Origin of the sequence: Selenomonas sp. oral taxon 137 str. F0430 (assembly GCF_000183625.1) — a bacterium.
Lineage (GTDB): Bacteria > Bacillota > Negativicutes > Selenomonadales > Selenomonadaceae > Centipeda > Centipeda artemidis.
Genome location: NZ_AENV01000005.1, coordinates 486,558 through 503,164 on the forward strand (window position 1 = coordinate 486,558; position 16,607 = coordinate 503,164).

The 16,607-nt window shown below is 60.3% G+C and carries 13 protein-coding genes and 1 riboswitch; all 13 genes read left to right on the forward strand.

Going from position 1 to position 16,607, the window contains the following annotated elements; translation table 11 throughout:
* Positions 1-7: 7 nt before the first annotated feature.
* The 13 genes from HMPREF9162_RS03545 (at position 8) to HMPREF9162_RS03605 (ending at position 16,605) form a co-directional block, all read left to right on the forward strand.
* A complete protein-coding gene (locus tag HMPREF9162_RS03545) occupies positions 8-1,930 on the forward strand; it encodes an outer membrane protein assembly factor (RefSeq protein WP_009438296.1) in 1,923 nt (640 codons plus the stop codon).
* A complete protein-coding gene (locus HMPREF9162_RS03550; protein WP_009349713.1) occupies positions 1,930-3,243 on the forward strand; it encodes a hypothetical protein in 1,314 nt (437 codons plus the stop codon). Before HMPREF9162_RS03545 ends, HMPREF9162_RS03550 begins: the two co-directional genes overlap by 1 nt.
* A 44-nt stretch (positions 3,244-3,287) precedes the next feature.
* Entirely contained in the window at positions 3,288-4,235 is a 948-nt protein-coding gene (locus HMPREF9162_RS03555) for a glycosyltransferase family 2 protein (RefSeq protein ID WP_009752714.1), read from the forward strand.
* The gene (locus HMPREF9162_RS03560; protein ID WP_009752639.1) at positions 4,232-5,689 is read left to right on the forward strand and encodes a glycosyltransferase family 39 protein; all 1,458 of its coding nucleotides are present in this window, start codon (positions 4,232-4,234) and stop codon (positions 5,687-5,689) included. The genes HMPREF9162_RS03555 and HMPREF9162_RS03560 overlap by 4 nt, the downstream gene beginning before the upstream one ends.
* Positions 5,690-5,810: 121 nt before the next feature.
* Positions 5,811-6,449 carry a hypothetical protein gene (locus HMPREF9162_RS03565; RefSeq protein WP_009438219.1) on the forward strand — a complete coding sequence of 213 codons (639 nt, stop codon included), beginning with the start codon at positions 5,811-5,813 and terminating at the stop codon, positions 6,447-6,449.
* A gap of 84 nt (positions 6,450-6,533) precedes the next feature.
* Positions 6,534-6,998: an OmpH family outer membrane protein gene (locus tag HMPREF9162_RS03570; protein WP_009349717.1), complete on the forward strand. Its 465-nt coding sequence runs from the start codon at positions 6,534-6,536 to the stop codon at positions 6,996-6,998.
* A 91-nt stretch (positions 6,999-7,089) separates the two neighbouring features.
* Positions 7,090-8,136: a hypothetical protein gene (locus HMPREF9162_RS03575; RefSeq protein WP_009752744.1), complete on the forward strand. Its 1,047-nt coding sequence runs from the start codon at positions 7,090-7,092 to the stop codon at positions 8,134-8,136.
* Positions 8,137-8,150: 14 nt separating this feature from the next.
* Entirely contained in the window at positions 8,151-8,582 is a 432-nt protein-coding gene (locus HMPREF9162_RS03580) for an OmpH family outer membrane protein (RefSeq protein ID WP_009438261.1), read from the forward strand.
* 14 nt (positions 8,583-8,596) lie between these two features.
* Positions 8,597-9,616, forward strand: coding sequence for a UDP-3-O-(3-hydroxymyristoyl)glucosamine N-acyltransferase (lpxD, locus tag HMPREF9162_RS03585; protein ID WP_009752525.1), 1,020 nt, complete (start codon positions 8,597-8,599; stop codon positions 9,614-9,616).
* 1 nt (position 9,617) lies between these two features.
* Positions 9,618-10,493 (forward strand): lysophospholipid acyltransferase family protein, encoded by an 876-nt coding sequence (locus HMPREF9162_RS03590; protein ID WP_009752747.1) that lies wholly within the window; start codon positions 9,618-9,620, stop codon positions 10,491-10,493.
* A gap of 87 nt (positions 10,494-10,580) precedes the next feature.
* A riboswitch (cobalamin riboswitch) is annotated at positions 10,581-10,809 on the forward strand.
* 139 nt (positions 10,810-10,948) lie between these two features.
* Complete coding sequence (gene cobN, locus HMPREF9162_RS03595) at positions 10,949-14,632, forward strand: cobaltochelatase subunit CobN (RefSeq protein WP_009752580.1); 3,684 nt, start codon at positions 10,949-10,951, stop codon at positions 14,630-14,632.
* On the forward strand, positions 14,619-15,620 hold the full coding sequence (locus tag HMPREF9162_RS03600; protein WP_009438283.1) for an ABC transporter substrate-binding protein: 1,002 nt from the start codon (positions 14,619-14,621) through the stop codon (positions 15,618-15,620). Before cobN ends, HMPREF9162_RS03600 begins: the two co-directional genes overlap by 14 nt.
* A gap of 40 nt (positions 15,621-15,660) precedes the next feature.
* Positions 15,661-16,605 carry an ABC transporter substrate-binding protein gene (locus HMPREF9162_RS03605; protein WP_050782869.1) on the forward strand — a complete coding sequence of 315 codons (945 nt, stop codon included), beginning with the start codon at positions 15,661-15,663 and terminating at the stop codon, positions 16,603-16,605.
* Positions 16,606-16,607: the final 2 nt, after the last annotated feature.

The following is a 16,607-nucleotide window of genomic DNA, read 5'->3' on the forward strand; positions in this document are numbered from 1 at the left end:
TTTCCCTTTGAACAGTAAAAGATATCAAAGACTTGCATGTGCCGTAGCTCTTGGACTTGGTGTGTCCGCATCCGGACTCCCGCATGGATTTGCGGCAGAGGAGACACAGGACGCTGGTGCGGCAAGCGCCGCCGCAGAGATGGCAGGAACGCCTGCGCCCGCGGCAGCGGAGACTGCCCCCGCACAAGCTGAGCCATTGACCACCGGCGATACCGTTGTATCAACGGATGGGCGTGCAGCGGCATGGGCGGAGAAACGTCCCGCTGAGGAAGCGATCGAGAGCAGCATGATGTCCGTTGTTGGAAAAACCATTGTGGAGATCAACTTCAAGGGTGCAGCCGAGGTGACCGAGTCGGCGGCACGCGGCGCATTGACACTGCACGTTGGAGATACGGTGACGGAGGAGGGACTGACGAAAGACCGCGATGCGATCTATGCTACGGGCTATTTTTACGACCTCTATCCCGTATTTGAATCCGTGCCGGAAGGGATTGTACTCACCTACTATGTCCTCGAGAACCCGCTGCTCAAGGAAGTGAAGATTGAGGGCAATACCGCCGAGTCTACGGAGACCCTGATGGGGCTTATCACGGTGAAGCAGGGGGAGCTGCTGAACTCGCGTACCTTACAGGAAAACGTGCAGGCGATTCAGGAGAAATACCGCGCAGACGGTTATATTCTCGCAAAGATCACGGATCTCAACATCGCACAGGACGGCACGCTCACCATTAAAATCAGCGAGGGCAATCTTGAGGGGTACAAGGTCAAGGGGAATAAAAAGACAAAGGATCGTGTGATCCTGCGTGAGATGCGTCAAAAACCTGGCGAGCCGTTCAATGCGAACATGGCGCGCCGCAGTATGCAGCGCGTCTACAATCTGGGCTACTTCGAGGATGTCAATGTTAAGATGAACCCCGGTATTGAGCCGAATGCGGTCATCATGGAGATTGACGTTAAGGAGAAGCGCACGGGATCGTTCGGTATCGGTGCAGGGTACTCGAGTCAGGACGGCATGGTCGGTATGATCAGCATCAGCGACACGAACTTCCGCGGCGTGGGCGATACCATCAGCATCAGCTACGAGATGAGCGGCGACGATACGGATGCACGCGGCTATACGTTCATGTACCGCCGTCCGTGGCTCGATAAAAAGGAGACTGCGGGGACCCTGCGTCTCTACAATCGCACCTACGAATATGACGACTATGATGCGAACGGCAATCACAAGGAGTCGTTCATGCGCAAGTATGCGGGCGGAGAGTTCACGCTCAGCCGTCCGATGAGCGAGTATTCGACCAACTTTATCACCCTGCGCAACCGTAAGGACGAATATGTCAAACATACGGAGACGGGCAATGCGGGCGATCGCAGCGGCGATATGGTTTGGCGCAAGAAGAACTTTGGAACGACGCGCAGCATTACGCTCGAACATGTGACGGATACGCGCGACAATGTCTATGAGCCTACGATGGGCGCACGTGCCTCGATCTCGGCGGAGTTTGCAGGTTTTGGCGGTGACTTCAGCTTCCGGAAATACACGATCAGCGACACGCATTATTTCAAGGTGGGACACGCGCAGGTCTTTGCTGTGCGGGGACAGTACGGCATCGGCAGCGGGTCGATCTCGGAGTACAACCAGTACCGTGTCGGCGGACAGGATACGATTCGCGGCTACCGTGAGGATCAGTTCCGCGGCGACCGCATGGCGCTTGCCTCGATTGAATACCGCTTCCCGATCGTCTCGAAGGTGACGGGCGCACTCTTCACTGATTTTGGCGGTGCGTGGGACAGCGGCTTTAAGCCGTCCAATATGCACGGCAGCGTCGGCATCGGGCTCGGGCTCAATACGCCGATCGGTCCGCTGCGCCTTGACTATGGGCGCGGCTCGCAGGGCGGACGCGTACACTTCCGCGTCGGCGGCACGTTCTAATGCGTGGGGGGCATCCCCCGGCGGTACTTCCGGGGTGGGTGCGTGCATTCGTATGCCTGCTCGTTCTCTTCTGCGCATCGCCCGTCTTTGCGGGAGAGCTGCGGGTGGATGGGGCGACGGCAGTTGTGACGGGAGCGCAGCCTATCCCACCGCTCGTACGTGCGCGCATGGAGCGCACGGTCGCGGCAATCGCGGCGGAACGCATGGAAGGACGGCGGATCTCTGAGATTGCTCCTGCAGAGGAGGAGCAAATCATCGGTGCGGTCTTTGACCGCCTGCTCGTCGGCTATACCGTCACCGGAGTGCATGTCCGACCGGATGTATCCGCTGTTGTTGAGATCACGCTTGCCCCGTGGGCGGACACGATTACGTCGGTCACGGTCACGGCAGAGGTGGAGGGAATGCCTCCCGCGGTGGAGGCGCTCGTACGAGAGGATTTGACCGGCGCGGAGCAGGTCTTTTCCGATGCGCTCATTGGCCTGCCTGTTGCGGCGACGGACTGGGCGTCAGGCGCGTTAAAGCGCCGATTGACAGATTATATGGAAGAACACCTGCCGTCGTTTCGTGCGGATTATGATATCGATGTGGATCGGACGGCACATGTGCATCTGACGGTTTATCCGCGGCTGCCCGTTGTGCGGACGGTCGATCTTTCGATGCGCTCCGACACCATACCGAACGTAATGCTGCTCACGCGGCGCTCTGTCCTGGAGGCGGAGGTCAACCGCCTGGTGGGTGTGCCGGTTGCCTTTATCGAGCAGCACCGCACGGATTTTGAGCGGCAGCTTTCCGGTGTGATTGACAGCGGGAGTGACTTTCGACGGCTGCATCTGGTTTCGCATGTTGAGATCACGCCGGGCGAGCGCATGAGCGTTATGTGCCGTACGGATACGACGCGCTATCGGCTGCGCCTTACCGGGTGGCTTGATATTGGGCGTTCGGCGCAGGGGAACGACCACACACGGCGCAATCTGAACGTGCGTCTGCACGCAGGGCAGATGCTCAGTGCTCGCGAGGAACTCTATGTGGAGGCGGATGTTGCTCCGGAGGATGTTCGCTTTGACGGGCGGATCGGCTATGCGCGCACACTCCTGCCGCATTTAACGGGAGAACTGCGCTGCGACCTGCGTGGGGGGGGACTCTCTGTGGCGGGGTTGTATGCATTCCATCCGCGCTGGCTGCTTCGTTATGAGCACTTCACGAAGAGCGGCACAGGGGAACTCGAACTGCGCTATAAGCTGCACGACTTCCTTAGCCTTGCGGGGCTCGTTGACCGACACGATGCATGGCTCCGATTGATTGGTAACTTCTAGGGAAAGCTACCGTACAACAGGGGAGAGGAGGCACAGACTGCATAGTGAAACGAATTTCCATTGTTGTTCCCGTTTATAACGAGGAGGGGAACATTGCGCATTTTGCTCGCAGCATCGCCGTCGTAATGGCAGCGCTCCCCTATGATTACGAACTCCTCTTTGTGGACGACGGCTCCCGCGACGGCAGCAGGGAAATCCTCCTGGAACTCGGCGCGGCGGATCGACACGTGCAGTCGATTTTCTTGGCGCGCAATGCGGGTCACCAGATCGCGCTGACCTGCGGCATCGACCATGCGGACGGCGATGCCGTGATCACGATGGACGGCGACATGCAGCATCCCCCCGAACTTCTGCCGGAACTCATCAAAAAATGGGAAGAGGGCTTTGAGATTGTACAGACAGTACGTCTGACGACCGAGGGCGTGTCCCTCCTCAAACGTCTGACGTCAAAATATTACTATCGTCTTCTCAACGCACTTTCGGATGTAGAGATTCAAGAGGGCGGGTCGGATTTCCGTCTGATGGACAGGAAAGCCGTCCTTGCACTGCGCCGTTACCGCGAACATGCACGGTTCATCCGCGGTATCGTCGGCTCGATGGGATTTCGTAAGACAATTGTGGAGTTTGTGGCACACGAGCGATTCGCCGGGCAGTCGAAGTTCTCCCTGCACAAGATGATTTCGTTTGCACTCGACGGTATCCTTGCGTATTCGGTGCAGCCGCTGCGCGCCGCGTTCTACGTTGGAATGCTCTCGGCGCTCTTTTCCGTACTGCTCTTCCTGCATGTTCTCTTTGAGACCATGCGCGGTGAGACGGTGCCGGGATGGTCGACTATCGTCGTCTGCTGTGCTTTTTTCGGCGGGATGCAGATGATGATGCTCGGCATCTGCGGAGAATATATCGCGCGCATCCTGCAGGAGGTCAAAAACCGCCCGCTCTACCTCATCGCGCAGGATAACCGGCAGGGGGCGGCGAAAGAGGAGGAGGTATGAACGACAGTCTGAAATACGGCGGCACGCTCTTTCTGCTCGCCGTTCTCTACTTTTGGGGCAACGCTGCCCTGCCCGTTACGGCACCTGTCGAGGTGAACTATGCCGAGACCGCGAAGGAAATGCTCGCTGCGGGGGATTATCTCTCGCCGCAGATCTATGGCAATTATTGGTATGATAAGCCCATCTTCTTTTACTGGGAGCTGATCGCGGCGTTTTCTGCGTTCGGTGTGACAGATTTTGCCGCGCGGTTTTTCCCCGCCCTCTTCGGTGTTTTCGGGCTTCTCTTGACTTACGCCTTTGCGCGGCGCCTCTATGACGAGCGGACAGCCTTTTGGTCGACGCTGATCCTCGGCTCCTGTGTGCTCTATGCCGTGCTTGCGAAGCTCATTCTTACGGATATGAGCCTTTTTGTCTTTTTTGGGGGGACGCTTGCGGCGTTTTTCCTCGGCTACGAAACGGGCGGGCGAGGATATTTCTACGCCGCGTATGCCTGTGCGGGATTGGCGACATTGACCAAAGGACCCATCGGGATTCTCCTGCCCGGTCTGGTTATCTTCGTATTTCTCGTACTGCGGCGGGACTTTGGTGCACTCGTGCGCATTCGGATTCTGACGGGGCTCGCGGTCTACCTCGCGGTCTGCGCACCGTGGTACTGTTATATGTATCTGACGCACGGCGCAGATTTCGTGAATACGTTCCTGGGAATTCACAATGTCCTGCGCGCGACGGTCTCCGAGCATGCACAGTGGAACGTGTGGTATTTCTATCTCGGTATCTATTTCCTCGGCATGTTTCCGTGGAGCTTTGCGCTGCCGCTCGCACTCTTTCGCGCGTGGCGCGTGAGCCCTGTGATCGATGTGCGCGCGCAGTTCCTGCTCGTTTGGGCGATTGTTGTGCCGCTGTTCTTTCAGTGTATGGCGACGAAGTACCCGACATACAGCTTCCCCGCTTTTTTGCCAACGGCGATTCTCACGGCGCGTCTGCTGCTGCAAAATCCTCGCGTCCTGCGCGCTGCAGGGACGGTGGGCGTCGGGATGTACCTCGCCGTGGTGCTCCTCGTGACGAATTACGCGATGCACGACGGGCATTTCAGCGGGAAGGAAGCGGCGGAGCTCATCCGCCCGCAGATACAAGCCGACGATCTGCTCGTTTGTTACGGCGACTATACGGCGACCGTTCCCTACTATACGGGGCACACGATGTATGAGCTCGCGGCGCGCGAGGAGATTGCGGCGCGTGCACCAAAGGAGATGAGCTGGAACAGCAAGAACGTTATGCCGTTCCTTCCGCTCGACGAGCTGCCGCGTGACCGCACGGTCTATCTTGTGGTGGAGCGGCACGCCTTCGACGCTTTTACCGAGAATTTTGCGGCGGAGGAGTGGGAGCTGCTTGGCGAGATGCCTGCGCAGAAGACGAAGCTGCGCATCTACCGGCGTGCGGCACAGAAGGAGTAAGCGGTTTTATGTGTTTATCTTGCGGAATTACGCCGTATGGTGTATGATTGAGACATAACTATTCTGCGGGGAATTGTTAGGAGAGTTGTGCCCGTAAGGGCACGGAGAAAGAGGGGAAGCCATGGTGAACATTAAAAAGCAAGGTCTTGCAGCCGCCGTCTTTGTTGTCTCGTCCATGCTGATCATGGGCTGCGGAGGAAAGTCGGCGGAGCGTGCACCGGGATCGGGGGCTCTTCAGGGAGAACGCGACCCGCAGCAGGTGATTACTGCTGAGAATTTTGCTTCTATCGAACCGGGGATGACGCGCGGCGATGTCGAGGCAATGTACGGAAAGGGACGCCACGTTGGCAAGAGTATCGAGAGCGGCGTCTACACGGATACCTATGAGTGGCAGGACGGTCCCTACAAAGTGGTCACATGCACGTTCCTGCATGAGAATTGGCTCAACAATCCGCTCTCTTATCCGCGGCTCGTCAGCAAGGAGCTCCGTGCAACGGATGAGATTGCCGAGACGGTGAACGGTTCCGTGACCAAGGCAAAATACGATACGCTCACCTACGGGATGAACCTTGTGGGCGTACGCTATGCGCTTGGTGCGGACGGAACAAAGCTCGGCGAGAGCGTCGTCCCGGGAGCCGAGACAGAGACCTACGGGTGGGCGGTACCCGACGGACGCGTAGCCCGCGTGACCTTTCAAGACGATAAGCTGATCGCGATGAATCTTGAAAACGCGCTTTCCTCTTATCGCAAAGTAAAATGATATTGAATTGCGGCGCACTCTTTGTTATAATGAGTGCATTCGGCATTCGTGCCGGAGTTTCTTATAGGAAAAGGAGATTTTTTCATGATCAAACTTGAGAAGAAGCAGGTTAAATTCATCAGCATCCTCATCGCCGTCGTCTTCGTCGGCTCGGTGGTTGCGCTCGCGCTCACGCAGAGCGGCTCGGGCATTGCGTCGGCGGCGTCGTCCGCGGTCGGTGTTGTGGACTACCGTCAGGTCGGCAGCCAGCATCCGCAGCTCGCGGCGGCCAGTGCAGAGATGCAGAAGGCTGCGCAGGAGGCACAGGCGGATTTTGAGTCGAAGTCGGCAAACATGAATGATCAGGAGAAATCCGATTACTATCAGCAGACGAGTCAGCGCCTTCAGCAGAAGAATGAAGAGCTGATGGAGCCGATTGAGAAGAGCATTCAGGACGCCGTGAAGAGCGTCGCGGAGAAGAAGGGACTCTCCGTCGTCATCGATAAGGGCGCTGTGGTCTATGGCGGACAGGACATCACGCAGGATGTCATCAAGCAGCTCAGCAAGTAATCCACATCCTACGATATTGACATGCGCATATGTACCGGGCAGAGCGCTGCTCGGTACATTTTTATAGGAAAGCGCGGGAGGAGACGGGCGTATGCGCGAACTTTGGCACACAAGGCGCGGGCAGATTCTTGCGGGGGGAGCGGCGCTGCTGCTGATTCTCCTGCTCCTCATGTTCCTCACTCCCAAAAAAGAGCATGCTTCCGAAGAGAGCGACATTGCTTTCCTTCGGATCACGGAGGTACTCGCGGCACACCCCGCCTATGAACGTCTCGTGCAGCTTCGCGCCGAGGAACGCATGCTTTCGCTGCGCATAGAGGATATGCCGGCCGCACAGGAGGTTACTCCGCCTGATGCAGATCCCGCGCCATTTGATGACTCCGTGTGGCAAAAGAACGCGCAGACTGTCATCGGGGCGCGCGTCGCACTTGAACGTGAGCGCAAACGCCTGATGGAGGTCTATGCAAAGGAAACGGAGGCGGACTACAAGGCGCGCAGCAAGGCGATCGACGACGAGTATCTGAACGCGATCCTCAACCTCAACCTCAAGATCGACAATCAGCGCGCCATGCACGGGCTGCGCGTCTCCGAGGAGGAGCTTGCTCGCGAGCGCGCGGGCTGGGAGCAGCAGCTAGATGCGCTTAAGACCGAGCGCGGGGCGCGTCAAATTGCGCTCTACAATGCGTGGCGGGATGAGATTGCGGCACGTGTCGCGGCGCGCATCGAGCCGCAGGAGGCAGCATGGACGGCGCGCGCGGGGGAGACCGTCGCCGCGCAGAAAGCGGAGGCGGATCGTCTGCGCGCCGCAGCGGAGGAACGCGGCGCGCAGATGATGAAGCGCGCGCAGGAGGCACAGGAAGCGCGCAGTGCGGCGGCGCAACGCGCCCTGCGCTTGGCGCAGGTACGCAGCAGTGCGGATGCCCTTGAGGAGCAGATTTTACGCGATGTGCGCAGCCGCGCGGCAAAGCTCGCGCTCATGCATAAGCTCTCCCTCGTCCTCGCCGCGCCCGAGGAGCGCGCCGCGGCACATCTGCCGGGGGCAGATGCATTTGCTCCCGTGCGGCGAACTCCGCTTGTCTCCGTGACGGCGCGTGATATCACAGCGGAGATGGTGCAGGAAATGCAGAGCATCAAAGAATGAAAGGAACTTTATCCATGAAATATTTCAGCGCAGCCCCTGCGGCTGTCCTTCTTGCGGCGAGTATCTTTACGGCGGGCTGCGGCCAGGTGCATGTCGGCACGGTCGATCGTGAGCGTGTGCAGAATGAAGCACCGCAGCTGCAATCTCTCGTTGCGGAAGCCAATACGAAGCTCGCCGAGGCACAGGCGGAGGCACAGCAGCGGTTCCAGGCGAACCCCAATATGACGCCGGAGGAAGTACAGCAGGTACAGATGGACGCCCAACGCAAGATGGCGGGGCTGAACCAAGTCTACAGCGTTCAGCTCGAACAGAAGATGGACGCTGCCGTCCAAGAGATTGTAAAGGATAAGAAACTCGACGTCGTGATGGACAGCTCAAAGAAGTACCCAACCGTCATCTCCGGCGGCACAGATCTGACCGATGAAGTCATTCAAAAACTTCAATAAAAGGGGAATCATGCATGGAAAAGACAGTCGGTGAGATTGCTGTACTGGTTGGCGGCAGGGCGGGCGGCGACACCGGACGCATCATAAAAAGCCTTGCCGCTCTCGATGAGGCGGGCGTGGACGATCTCGCCTTTGCCGTGCCCCCGCATATTGATGAGGCACGCGCCTGCGAAGGGCGCGTGGGTGCCCTCCTTCTGCCCGGCGGCACGGAGGGCTTTTCGTGTGCGGTGATCTATGTGGACGATCCCAAGGCTGCGTTTGCAAAGCTGCTCGCGATCTTTACTCCTGCGATCGAACACCCGGTCGGTGTGAGCGACGAGGCGTACATCGGCGCAGGCGTCCGCATCGGCGCGGGCGCGACCGTCCTGCCCTTTGCCTATGTGGACGACAACGCTGTGATCGGCGCAGGCGTGACGCTCTATCCGCATACCTACGTCGGGCAGTACAGCGAGATCGGCGACGGGACGACGCTCTACCCGAACGCCGTTGTGCGCGAGCACTGCCGCGTCGGGGCGCGCTGCACGATTCACAGCTGTGCGGTCATCGGCGCGGATGGCTTCGGCTTTACGACGGAGCGGGGCGTACATACAAAGGTGCCGCAGGTCGGCGGCGTCGTCATCGAGGACGACGTTGAGATCGGTGCCCATGTCGGCATCGACCGCGCGACACTCGGCGCAACCGTCATCGGCAAGGGGACGAAGATCGACAACCTCGTCCATATCGGGCACAACTGTAATATCGGGGCGAACTGTCTTATCGTTGCGCAGACGGGCATCTCCGGATCAACGAAGGTCGGGCACAACGTTACGTTCGGCGGGCAGGTCGGCACGGTCGGGCACATCAACATCGGCGCAAACTCGGTCTATGCCGCGCGCTCGGGCATCATCGGCGATATGCCGGAGGGGACGTTCGGCGCAGGGTTCCCGGTGCAGTCTCATGCCGAGTGGCTGCGCGTACAGGCAGCGATCCGTCGTCTGCCGGAGATGGCAAAAAAGCTGAAGGCGCTCGAAAAGAAGCTCTCCGGGGACGCCTGAGATGCTTTCCTACTATGCGGTAAAACTCCTCAGCCGTCTCATCTGTCTGCTGCCCCATACCGCGGCGATGCTGCTCGGCGAAGCGCTCGCAAAAATCGCATGGATCTTCGTCCCGGCAAAACGCAAACGGCTCGCACGCGAACAGGTCATGCGCTGCCTGCATACGGACGCGGCGCAGGCGGATCGCATCGCGCGTGCGAGCAGCCTGCGCTTTGGCACGATGCTCATGGAAGTGCTGCGTTTCCCGGTGATGAAGGAGCACATGTCGGACTATGTGACGATCGTCGGCGCGGTGGACGAGCTGAACGCCGTCATGGCGGAGGGCAAGGGCGCGATCTTTGCGACCTCGCACAGCGGCAACTGGGAGCTCATGGGAGGGGCGTTCGCCTGTGCGGGCTACCCGCTCGTCGGCGTCGCCAAGAAGCAGTCCTCGGCGGGGATGGATCGCTTCATCAATGAGTACCGCACACTCGTCGGGATGCACATTACCTACAGCAGCAGTGTGCGTGAGATGTTCCGGATGCTCGCCGAGGGCTGGATCATCGGACTCATCAGCGATCAGGATCCGAGTCTGCGTGACGGCATCATCATCGATTTTTTCGGCCGGGAGACGAACGCGTTCACAGGCGCGGCGTCCATCGGACGGTTCCGGAGCGTTCCGATTTTCCCCGTGTTCATGCATCGGGAGCCGAACGGGCATCATGTGCTCCTCGTCGAGTCTGCGATCCGTGCGCCCAAGACCGAGGATAAGGAAGCGGATATCCGCCAAACGACGCAGTACGTCAACGATCGTATCGAGGCATGGGTGCGGAAATACCCGGAGGAATGGTTTTGGCTGCACGATCGATGGAAATCTATTCGTGAGCGCAGCACTTGACAAGAATAAAATCAATGTTATAATAAGCGCAAATAATATAGAATGTGCAGAGAGAGCGGTGCACGCAGCATCTTGCGTGGTGTACCGCCCGTACTGCACGGGTTGGGTATCCGCAAGGATTTAATAGAGAAGCCGGAGCGTTTCCGGCGCGGTCACGCCACCGTATTGGGGAGCAAATTTGCAGAAAAGCGCGATGTTTTTGCCGAAAGGTGAAAATGTGCGTCTTTCGATAGAGCCACTGAAGCTGTTGCTTTGGGAAGGTGCAGAGGAGCTGTGAACCTGAGCCGGGAGAACTGCCCTACCGACAGTCACCGTTTGACCCACGAGCGATGGGGAGGGGATTTGCAGCGTCGGCAGAGCATTGACCGCATTGTGCCGCAGGTCGGCGCGTAGAATCCACCGAGGGGTGGATTTTTTTATTGTCCGCGGCATCATAACAAGGAGTTATCGGCGTTATGCATATCGCCTTTTATACCAACGTATCGAGAAATTATTATATGGCGGGACGTCTCGCGCTGCCGGAGGGCGTCTCCTGTGCGGCATACTATGTGCAGGGCGAGGACGAATGGTCGCCCGCCCACATGCGCATCTCGGCGGCGGCGGATGCCGTGCTCTTCCTATGGATGGGGACGGGGCTGGATCGCCCCTTTCTTCAACGTGCATCCGCCTATCTCCTGCGCGCGCGGAAATGCCATGCGTTCCTCGTAGAGAACAGCGGGGCGGAGCGTATTTCGCATGGCATGACGGATGACGATCTGATGGAGCTGCGCCGCTATTTCCGCTTTGACGGGGAGGAGAACGTGCGCGGTGCGATGTTCTATCTCGCGGCACGCTTCGGGGGCTATACGGGAGAGGTGCCGCCGCCGCAGGAACAGCCGTGGCACGGCGTGTGGCATCCCGACTACCGGGGGAACTGCGCCGACATCGCGGCGTACCGTGCGGCGCACGTCGACCCTGCGCGTCCGACGGCGGGCATCGTATTCTACCGCTCCGAGTGGATCATGGGCGATTTCACCTATCACACGGCGCTCGTGCGCGCTTTTGAAGCGGCGGGGCTGAACGTCATCCCTGTATTTACGAATACGCTTGCGAACGCAGAGCTCGGTTCGCCGCCGTTTGCGGAGACGCTGCACCGTTACTTTTACCGTGACGGGGAGCCGGCGGTCGACGTCGTCGTGAGCTGCTTGAAATTTTCCCTGCACGCGGCGGGGACGCCGATCGAAGAACTCGTACGGCTCGGTGTGCCGTGGCTGCAGGCGTATACGATACTCGCCGAGCGCGTGGAGTGGGAGGACTCCCTCATCGGGATGAACGCGATGGAGGTCTCCATCAGCGTGAGCCTGCCGGAGTTCGACGGCGCTATCCACGCCGTGCCGATCGCGGCGAAACAGCGCATGGAGGACGGGCTGTCCGTCTATGTCGCGCTCCCCGAGCGCATGGAGCTCCTCGCGCGGCGGGCGCATCGCTATGCCGTATTGCGGCGCAAAGAGAATGCCGAGAAGAAGATCGCCGTTATTTTCCACAACTATCCGCCCACGAACGCGAGCATCGGCAGTGCGGCGGGGCTGGACTCGCCCGAGAGCGTCGTGCGTCTCCTGCGCGCGATGAAGGAGGCGGGATACCGCGTCGAGGACATCCCCGAGACGGCGCAGGCGCTCATGGACGAGATCACGGCGCAGGCGACGAACGACCGCCGCTGTCTGACCGACGCGCAGATTCAAAATGCCTGCGGGCGTCTCCCGGCGGCGGATTACCGCGATTACTTTGAAACGCTCCCCGCACGCGTTCGGGAGCGCATGTGCGTCGACTGGGGCGAACCGCCGGGCGACGTGCTCGTTGCGGACGACACCTTTATCCTGCCCGGCATCGAAAAGGGCAACATCCTCATCACCATACAGCCGCCGCGCGGATTCGGCGAAGATCCGGGGAAACTCCTCCACTCGCCCGACGCCGCGCCGACGCATCACTATCTTGCGTTCTATCACTGGCTGCGCACGGTACGCCGTGTGGACGCCGTCGTCCATGTCGGCACGCACGGCTCGCTTGAATGGCTCCCGGGCAAGAACGCGGGACTCTCGCCCTCGTGCTACCCCGACATCTCCATCGGCGACCTGCCCGACATCTATCCCTACTGGATGACGATTGTCGGCGAGGGCATTCAGGCAAAACGGCGCGGCGCGGCGTGTCTCATCAGTCACCTCTCGCCGCCGATGAGCCTTGCAGGCGCGTGCGACGATATTGCGGAGCTCGAGCGCGCACTCGACGAGTACGGGCATTTTGCCCGCACGCAGCCCGAATCGGCGGACGCCGCCGCGGAGCTTGTGCGCGAAGCGGCGCGCGCGGCGCATCTCGAGGACGAGGTGCCCGAGGAGGAGGATTTCGAATCGTATGCGCTGCGCCTGCACAACTACATCACAGATCTTAAAAATCTCCAGATTCGCACGGGGCTTCATGTACTCGGACGGATGCCGCCCGAAGAGGATCGCGTCGATTATGTGAAATCCCTCGTCCGCATGGACAACGGCGACATTCCCACACTCACACGCGTACTCGCCGACGGGCAGGGATATGACTATGACGCACTGCTCGATGCGGGCGGGACACTGCTCCCCGACGGCACGACCTACGGCATGGCGCTTGACCGCCTTGAGCAGTTGGGAACACGGCTCGTCGCCGCATTGATGGCGCAGGATTTCGCACCGGATGCCGTGGATGCGGTTATGGAAACGCTGAGAGAGGAGGAATGCAATGCGGAGATGCGGGCGCAGCTTGCGCGCGTTCTCTCCTACATCTGCACGGATATCGTGCAGAATTTGCGGCGCACGGACGAGGAGATCACGCATACGGTAACGGCGCTCTCGGGCGCATATATCGAGCCTGCGCCGGGCGGCGCGCCGTCGAGCGGCGGGGCAGATTTGCTCCCGACGGGGCGCAACTTCTTCGGCATCGACCCGCGCACACTCCCCTCGCCCGCGGCGTGGGAGCTGGGAAAGCAGCTCGGTGACGCCGTGATTGAGGACTATATTCGTGAGGAGGGGCATTATCCCGAGGCGGTCGGCATCGTCCTCTGGGCGGGCTCAAACATGCGCAGTCACGGACAATGCATCGCTGAGTTCCTCTACCTCATGGGCATACGCCCCGTATGGCAGCAGCCGAGCGGACGCGTGCGCGCCATCGAGGTCATCCCGCTTGCGGAGCTCGGGCGTCCGCGCATCGACGTCACAGGGCGGATCAGCGGACTGTTCCGCGATACCATGCCCGACGGCGCGCGCTGGCTCGATGAGGCGGCACGCATGGCGGGCGCGCTCGACGAATCCCATGAGGAGAACTATATCCGCAAACATATGGAGGAGGACACCGCGGAGCTGATCGCCGCGGGCGAAAATGAAGCGACCGCATGGGAAAAGGCGTCCTACCGCATCTTTGGCGACCCGCCCGGCGCATACGGCGCGGGCATCGGCGCACTGCTCGAATCCAAGGAGTGGGAAACGCTTGACGACCTCGCCGCCGTCTATACGCGTTTTTCCGGACACGCCTACAGCGGCGGCGTGTGCGGCAATTACGAACCGGAGATCTTTCGGCGGCGCATGGCGGGGCTTGCGGTCACAATCAAGAACGAGGACAACCGCGAGACGCACATGTTCAGCTCGGACGATTTCAACGCGTACCACGGCGGTATGATCGCGACCGTGCGCGCCCTCACGGGGAAAGCGCCGCGCTCCTACAGCGGCGACAGCTCCGACCGGCGGCGCACCTGCGTCCGCACGGTGCAGGCGGAGGCAAAGCGCATCTTCCGCGCCGAGGCGATGAATCCGAAATTTATCAACGGCATGAAAAAACACGGCTACAAGGGCGCCTCCGACCTCGCCTCCTATCTCGCGCACAGCTACCAATGGGATGCGACGAGCGCGGTCATGGAGGACTGGATGTATGAGAAGTATGCCGAAAAATATGCGCTCGACGAGGACATGCGGGAATGGATGAACGAGGTGAACCCGTGGGCGCTGCACCGCATCGTGGAGACATTGCTCGAAGCGGCGCACCGCGGACTTTGGCGGGCGCAGGAGGAGACCCTTGCGCAGTTGCGGGAACTCTATCTGTCGATGGAAGGAGAGCTGGAGGAACGTGCGGACGGATAAACGACTAGGCGGCATTTTACTGCTCGTCCTATTTTTACTGACCATCATCGGTGCAGGATGCGGGAGCGATCAGGCGGCAAAGCCCGCGGAGAAGCATTTCGTCACCGACGCGCAGGGGACGAAGGTCGAGGTGCCTGCAAAGGCGCAGCGCATCATGACCTACTCCATGTCGATGGACGAGATCGTGCTCGGACTCGTCGAGCCGGAGCGCATGATCTCCGTCGACGAGCTGCACACCGATCCGATGCACTCAAACGTGGCGGCATACGCGCAGCGCGTGCCGAACGCGATCCCGCGGATGCCCTCGGTGGAAAAGGCGGCGTCCATGAAGCCCGATCTCATCTTTACGATTCCCTTCATGCCCGCCGAGCAGGTCGACGCCCTCCGCGCGCTCGGTATTCCCGTCGTCGCGTGCCGGCAGGTGCGCAATCTCGACGATGTGATCTACAACATCCGTCTTGCGGCGGATGCCGTGGGCGAGCCGGAGCGCGGGGCAAAGCTCGTCGAAATGATGCAGACGGAGCTCGCGGCGCTCAAGGCACGCGTGGACGCCGTACCCGAGGAGGAGCGCGGCAAGAGCGTCGCCTTTATCTCCATCATGGCGGGCTACGGCGGCGCGGGGTGCAGCTTTGACGTCATGTGCGACTACGCGGGCGCGATCAACGCAAAGGCGGCGGCGGGGAATAAGAGCGGGACGGTCATGACGAAGGAACAGCTCGTCGCGGCGAACCCCGACTATATCTTCCTCCCGTCCTATCGGATTCCGAGCTCGAACGAGGAAACCTACGGGCGCGAGTACATGAGCGACCCGTCGCTCGCGCAGATGACGGCGGTGCGCGAGGGGCATATCAAGCATCCGTGGGGGCACTATGTCTACAACGGCTCGCAGAACATCGTGTTCGGCGCGCAGGAGACGGCGGCGATGCTCTACGGCGACGCATTTGCACAGCCGACGAACCGTCATTTGACCGCCGTGGAGGGTGAATGATGAAAAAAATCGACTCTCGATTGCCGTCCTGCTCCTCTTCATGCTCGCGCTCGCGGGCTGCGGCAGGGACACGGCGCAGAATGTGCCGCAGGGCGGCTACGACGTCACCGATATACAGGGGCATGTCACGCATTTTGCAGAAAAACCGAAGCATATCGTGACGCTCTCCCTCAGCACCGACATCACCATGCTGGGACTGGTCGAGCCCGAGCGCATGGCAGCGATCAACGCACTCGCGGATGATCCCGTCAGCTCGAACATTGCGGGGATCGCGCAGAATATCCCCGAGAAAATCGGAATGCCGACGAGTGAGCAGCTCATGGCGCTGCATCCCGATCTCGTCGTCGCGCCCGACTGGGGAGACATCACGATCGTCGACAGCCTGCGCGATCTCGGTATCCCCGTCGTCGTCTGCAAGGGCGTGCGCAGCATCGACGAGATACGAGAGACCGTCACGCTCCTCGCCGCGGCGGCGGGAGAGCCGGCGCGCGGGGAAGACCTCGTGCGGCAAATGGATGAAAAACTCGCGGCGCTGAAGGAAGAGACAAGCAAGATCCCGACAGCGGAGCGCAAGACCGTTGTCCTCATCTCGCTCATGAGCTCGTACGGCGGCATCGGATCGACCTTTGACGACGCGTGCGGTTATGCGGGCGTGAAGAACGGCATGGCGGAGCTGGGGATACACACGGGGCAGGTCATGACGAAGGAACAGCTCGTCGCCATCGACCCCGACATTCTTTTCCTGCCGACCTACAACGCGCACGGCACGTATGATGTCGCCGCGTTCCGTGAGAAATACCTCGGTGATCCCGCGCTCGCAACACTGAAGGCAATCAAGACAGGCGCACTGCGCGAACCGCGCGAGGGCTACATCTACAACGGTTCGCAGGACATCGTATTCGGCGCGCAGGAAATTGCGTACATGGCGTACGGCGACGCGTTCGCGCAGCCCGACGGGCTGCACCTCACGGCGGTCAAGCGCTAGAC